The following is a 5320-nucleotide window of genomic DNA, read 5'->3' on the forward strand; positions in this document are numbered from 1 at the left end:
GCGCCGAGCAGCGCCGTGCCGTCGGTCATCGCGGCGTCGATCACTTGTCCCTTGCCGCTGTTGCGCGCCTCAACGAGCGCGCACGCTACGCCGAACGCGAGCATCATCGCGCCGCCGCCCAGATCACCGACCAGATTAAGTGGCGGCGGCGGCGCTTCCTCCGCGCGACCCATCGAGCCCAGCATGCCGCTGATCGAGATGTAGTTGATGTCGTGACCGGCTGCCTGCGCGAGCGGCCCGGATTGTCCCCAGCCGGTCATGCGGCCGTAGACGAGCTTCGGATTGCGCTGCAGGCACGCTTCCGGCCCAAGTCCGAGGCGCTCCATCACCCCCGGTCGAAATCCTTCGATCAGCACATCGGCCTGCTCGACGAGTGCCAGTACCTGTTGGGCACCTTCAGCAGATTTAAGGTCGATCGTGACAGTGCGCTTACCGCGCGCCGTGACGTCATAGCGAAGCGAATCCTGCGCAGGCGTCTTCCCGTCGAGGACGACGGAACGCTTGCCCCCGGGCCGGTCCACGCGAATGACATCGGCGCCCATGTCCGCGAGCATCATGCCGCAGAAAGGCCCCGGCCCGATGCCTACCATTTCCAATACCCGAATGCCCTGTAGCGGTCCGCTCATGTCAAATCGTCCTGATTCTTTCAAGTGAGGTTTTGAGGTCACGAGGCTCAGCCCAGCTTGCGGTCGTCCAGACCGAGGCTGCGCCCAATGATCTCTTTCATGATTTCGCTGTTGCCCGCGTAGATGCGTGAGATACGGGCGTCGGTGTGCATGCGGCTGATCCGGTATTCGTCCATGTAGCCCGCACCACCGTGCAGCTGCACGCCTTCATCCGTCATGCGCCCCTCCAGCTCCGAGCAGAGCAGCTTGGCCGCAGCAGCCGTTTCCGAACTCAACTTGCCCGCGTTGTGCAGCAGCACGCACTGGTCCACGAATGTCTGCAGCGCGTCGAGCTCCTCAATCCGGCCTGGGTCAACAACGACGCCAGTGACATCAACGGCGTGCCGTTTGTCTTCGAGTGATGAACCGCGGCCCGCGTCGCCCTTGATGCCGACATCGCCTTCCGCCTCGTTCAGCAGCCTTTGAACTGCGGTGATCGCTTCCCGACGAAGGCATTCACGCCTTCGCGGAAGTCCTCGGTGCGGCCTGCCCGTGACTGCAGTGCGGCTTCCCATTCCAGCTGCGTGGCGAGGTCATTGCCGCCGCTGGCGTTCAGCGCCTGCTTCGTGAGGCCGTAGGCCATCGTCGGCATGTTGGCAAGGTGCTTCGCCATCCTGGCCGCGTCCGCCTGCAAGGCATCGTCGGGATAGACCTTCCAGACCATGCCGATGCGTTGCGCCTCGTCGGCATCGATCTTCTCGGCCAGAATCGCCAATGCGCGGGCGCGCATGTCGCCAACGTAGCGCGGCAGGAAATAGGTGCTGCCGCAGTCGGGCACCAGTCCGATCCTGGAGAATGCCTGCAAAAAGCTGGCCGACTTGCCGGCCAGCACCGCATCGCCCGCCAGCGCGATGCCCATGCCGCCGCCAGCCGCTACGCCATTGACTGCGGTAATGATGGGTTTGGGCATGCTGCGTAGTGCAAGAATGATCGGGTTCAGGCGTTCGCGCAGGGAATCACCCAGGTCGATGACGGGATCTGCAGGCATCCCGCCGCCCAGGTCGGAACCGGACGAAAACCCCCGGCCCGCCCCCGTTAGCACCACCGCTCGCACGGTGGCGTCCTGCGCTGCACGTTCGACTGCTTCGCGCAGCGATTCCAGCATGTCGCGACTGAGGGCGTTGAGCACCTCAGGGCGGTTCAGTGTAATGGTGGCAACGCCTTCACTGGCGTGATAGAGCACTGATTCAGTCATGAGAGCGTCCGTCCTGCAGAGAGTGACAACTTTCGGGCGTGGCGACAAGGTCAGGCAGATTTTTTCAACGCGTCAGCAGAGGCGTCGCCCAGCAAGGCTCCGCCATCGCAATCGAGGATGGTGCCGGTGATATAACCGGCGTTGGGCGAGCACAGGAACAGCGCGGCATCGGCGACGTCCTCCTTGGTGCCGTAGTCGCGCAGGGCCAGTATGCTCTTGATGCGCGCCTGCATCTCGGGGGTGGAGGCGAGCCGGGCCATGCCCTCGGTGTCAGCGATGGGCCCTGGCGAGATGCCGTTCACGCGCACGCCGGCCGGGCCCCATTCCATCGCCAGGCATTTGATCAGCATGTTGATACCGGCCTTGGCCGCGCATGCGTGGGCCTGGAACATCTTGGGCTGTACGCCTTGCGGGGCGGAGATTGCGATCAGCGATGCGCCCGGCGTCTGCAGAAAACCAAAGCAGGCACGGAATACATTAAACGTGCCGATCAGGTCGATATCGACCACGGTCTTGAAGGCGTTGGCCGACATTTCCATCGCTGGTGCGCGGAAATTGCCTGCGGCGCCGGAGATGACTGCATCGAATGGCCCCAGCGTATCGCGCGCCTGCGTCATGGCTGCTTCTACTGCACCGTAGTCCCGCACGTCAGCGGCAATGCCGATGGCCTTGCCGCCGGCACCGTTAATAGTGGCCGCTGCCGCTGCGATCCGCTCCGGATCGCGGCTGATCAGCGCCAGCCGCGCGCCTGCGCGTGCGAAGCGCTGGGCGATGCCCAGGTTGATGCCTGACGACGCGCCTGCGACAAACACGGTCTTGCCCGCCAGGGCATCTTCGCGAAAAACTGTAGTCATGTGTCTCCTTTACTGCTGTCAGGTAGGATCGTTTTCAGCTGAAGGGTGTTCCTGCAAACCCCGTTGCCTGTCCTTTGTTGTCGGCCCGTTTTTCAAACGCGGCCGAACACGGGCGCCGATACGCCGGCGCTCCAGCCAGCAGAAATATCTGTGAAGGTGGCGCATCACGACGCCTGGCAACGATTGTCGTGCTGGCGGCTTCCCCGGACGCCTCCCCGAAGTGGGGGGGTAGTCGAATGGCAGACTCAACGGTGCGCCTCACCGGGTGAGCGGCTACCCCGAGGCCCTTTTGGGTCAACTGCGGTGGAAATAGCGAGTGAGCGGCAGCCGACTGTCTGTCGGCGAACGTCCGATGAAAAGGCATCAGTGGACGGCTGCGAATTGGAGGGGAATGTCCCTTCAGGGTCGGGAGCACGCATCCGGTTTCAGTCAGACCGGTCATTTGCGATCGTCGACCTTCGAATGTCAGGTAAGCGACCCGTAGCCGCCTGACTAACGCCGATACTCGAATGACCGCTCAGGCCGATGAAGGAGCATTCGTCTTTGACAATCCGATGGCCGCTTACGGAGTAAAGCTGACGCCCGAACGGCCGACCGACGACGCATGTGAACGGCAGGTTGTGGCCGAACGCGGGCAAACGTTAAACACGATGCGTGCTGCCGGCCATCGGTTCGCGTCCGTCTCCGTTCGGCCCACTCCGGCCAGTCACACTTCCCCGAAGCGGCCGTTCAAAACTTAGGGCGTTTCGACGCCGTGATACGACGTTCCGCGGCGAGGCAACCCGCCCGTTAGCAAGAATCTCCACCTACGCTCCCGCCATCAGCCGCGCGGCGGTGCGGTCCGATCGTGCACGCCGCCAAACAGGGCTGAGCCATGGGCAGCGGCAAGGCTTGCGGCGGTCTAGCGCTGCGCGCTACTCCTCCACGAGAGCCTCCAGCCGCCCGGCGCGTACCGCCTTTATCAACGCCGCGTGGTCACGCTTCGTCTGATCTGCATAGGCGAGCGCAAACGCGCCGATAGCCTCGTCAAAGGCGTCACCCTTGCCCAGATAGCCACTGATGGTCGTCGCATCCCCGGACTTGGCATGAGCGCGGGCTAAGGTCCAGCCGCAGAGCCCGGCGTAGCGTTTGAGCTGCGCGGCGGCGATGTCCTCGACCGGAACAGATATCTTCATGTCCCGCAACTGGCGCACAAAAAAGTCATGCCGCCCCCGCAACCATCCTAAAAAGATGTCGCTGGAAGACTGCATCAGCCGTTGTCCTATGACGACACGTTGTCCCTGATGGTCATAGTGGCTCTTTCCCGCATAGGGTTCGAGGACCGACCGGCGCGCCTCCTTGAATTGGAGGATCAGGGGATGGTCTTCTTCGTCGAAAAACAGCCCGATGAAGCACCTGGTTCCGACGCTGCCAATACCCACCACTTTCAGGGCGAAGTCTTCCAGGTGGTAGCGATCCAGGAGCACACGGCGCTCATCGGACAGCGATTGTCGATAGTCGACTAGTACCTCACGAAGCCGTTCCTCGAGGTCCGCTTCAGCGACGTGGAAGAGAAGCGGCGGTTGATCAACCAAGCGATGTCGCCCACCCACTTTGCCGACAATTTTGGGAAAGAGGTTTTCGACAACACGCTGGCGGGCTCTTTCTGCCAATTGTTCCCGAAACTTCTTCACCTTTTCATCGGGTGCCATCGCAACGAGGGTTTTCACGTCCAAGCGGGTATACCAGACTTCCAGAGGATTCATCCGGGAATACGCCCGCAAGTGTTCCCGATATGCGCGCACGCACTCCAGGACGGCTTTCCGGGAATCTGCGTCCGGCAACCGGTTATCGCGGCCAGCGACCGCGAAACTGACGGCCAGCCGTTTGAGGTCCCATTCCCAAGGTGCGGGCAGTGTTTCGTCAAAGTCGTTCAGATCGAAGACCAGATTTCGCTCTGGGGTGGCAAACAAACCAAAATTCAACAGGTGGCAGTCGCCACAGGCTTGCACCCGAAGACCTGTACTTGGGGTACTCGCAAGATCGTGGGCCATGAGCGCCGCCGAGCCGCGCAGGAACGTGAAGGGACTGCGGAGCATCCGGCCGTAGCGTATCGGCACCAGTTCCGGCAGTCGATCCTGATTTGATTCTTCCAGGATTTCTATGGGGTCACGGTGCTGGCCTGGCGATGTCCAGTCGGCGTGGCTGCTACGCGGCACGCTATCGCGCAACGCCTGACCGGCGGCGAGACGCTCTGCGCGGGCGTGAAGAACCGAGAGGTCCTCGGTGACGTTACTGACTTCGGTCTTTGACCCAGGCGCCTTCATCAAGGTTTCCATGGTTGCCTCCTCCTAGCTGAGTCGCGCCGCGACTTCCACTTTTGCATGACGCATCGTCACGGCGGCCGAGATTGTTGGCGAGCACGCGCACCACGATCATCCTTAGCGCGCTGTCCTGCCCCTGCTGTTCGTGCTGTTCGTGCTGTCAGCTCACGTGCGGACTCGGTATGTCACGTTAGCGCATCCGCGGTGCGGGGACTCTCAGATATCACAAAATCAGCCCCGTGCCGATGATCCGCCTAAACGATTGCAGGTGGGTCGCAGAGCACGATGGATACAACATAGACG

General features: G+C 62.2%; 4 protein-coding genes and 1 pseudogene. All 5 read right to left on the reverse strand.

The features are described 5' to 3' along the window. The coding region (locus WCA53_RS24420; RefSeq protein WP_423916504.1) for a CaiB/BaiF CoA transferase family protein at window positions 1–626 on the reverse strand (626 nt) is incomplete at its 3' end. A 47-nt stretch (window positions 627–673) separates the two neighbouring features. Next, window positions 674–961: pseudogene (locus tag WCA53_RS24425) on the reverse strand (acyl-CoA dehydrogenase family protein); the annotation flags it as partial. A 116-nt stretch (window positions 962–1077) separates the two neighbouring features. After that, on the reverse strand, window positions 1078–1860 hold the full coding sequence (locus WCA53_RS24430; protein ID WP_423916506.1) for an enoyl-CoA hydratase-related protein: 783 nt from the start codon (window positions 1858–1860) through the stop codon (window positions 1078–1080). A gap of 50 nt (window positions 1861–1910) precedes the next feature. Beyond that, window positions 1911–2714 carry an SDR family oxidoreductase gene (locus WCA53_RS24435; protein ID WP_423916508.1) on the reverse strand — a complete coding sequence of 268 codons (804 nt, stop codon included), beginning with the start codon at window positions 2712–2714 and terminating at the stop codon, window positions 1911–1913. Between the two features lie 914 nt (window positions 2715–3628). After that, on the reverse strand, window positions 3629–5032 hold the full coding sequence (locus WCA53_RS24440) for a DUF2252 domain-containing protein (protein WP_423916511.1): 1404 nt from the start codon (window positions 5030–5032) through the stop codon (window positions 3629–3631). Window positions 5033–5320 lie beyond the last annotated feature (288 nt).

The sequence above is a fragment of the Caballeronia sp. genome (genome assembly GCF_049581465.1).
In the GTDB taxonomy this organism is placed as follows: Bacteria; Pseudomonadota; Gammaproteobacteria; order Burkholderiales; family Burkholderiaceae; genus Caballeronia.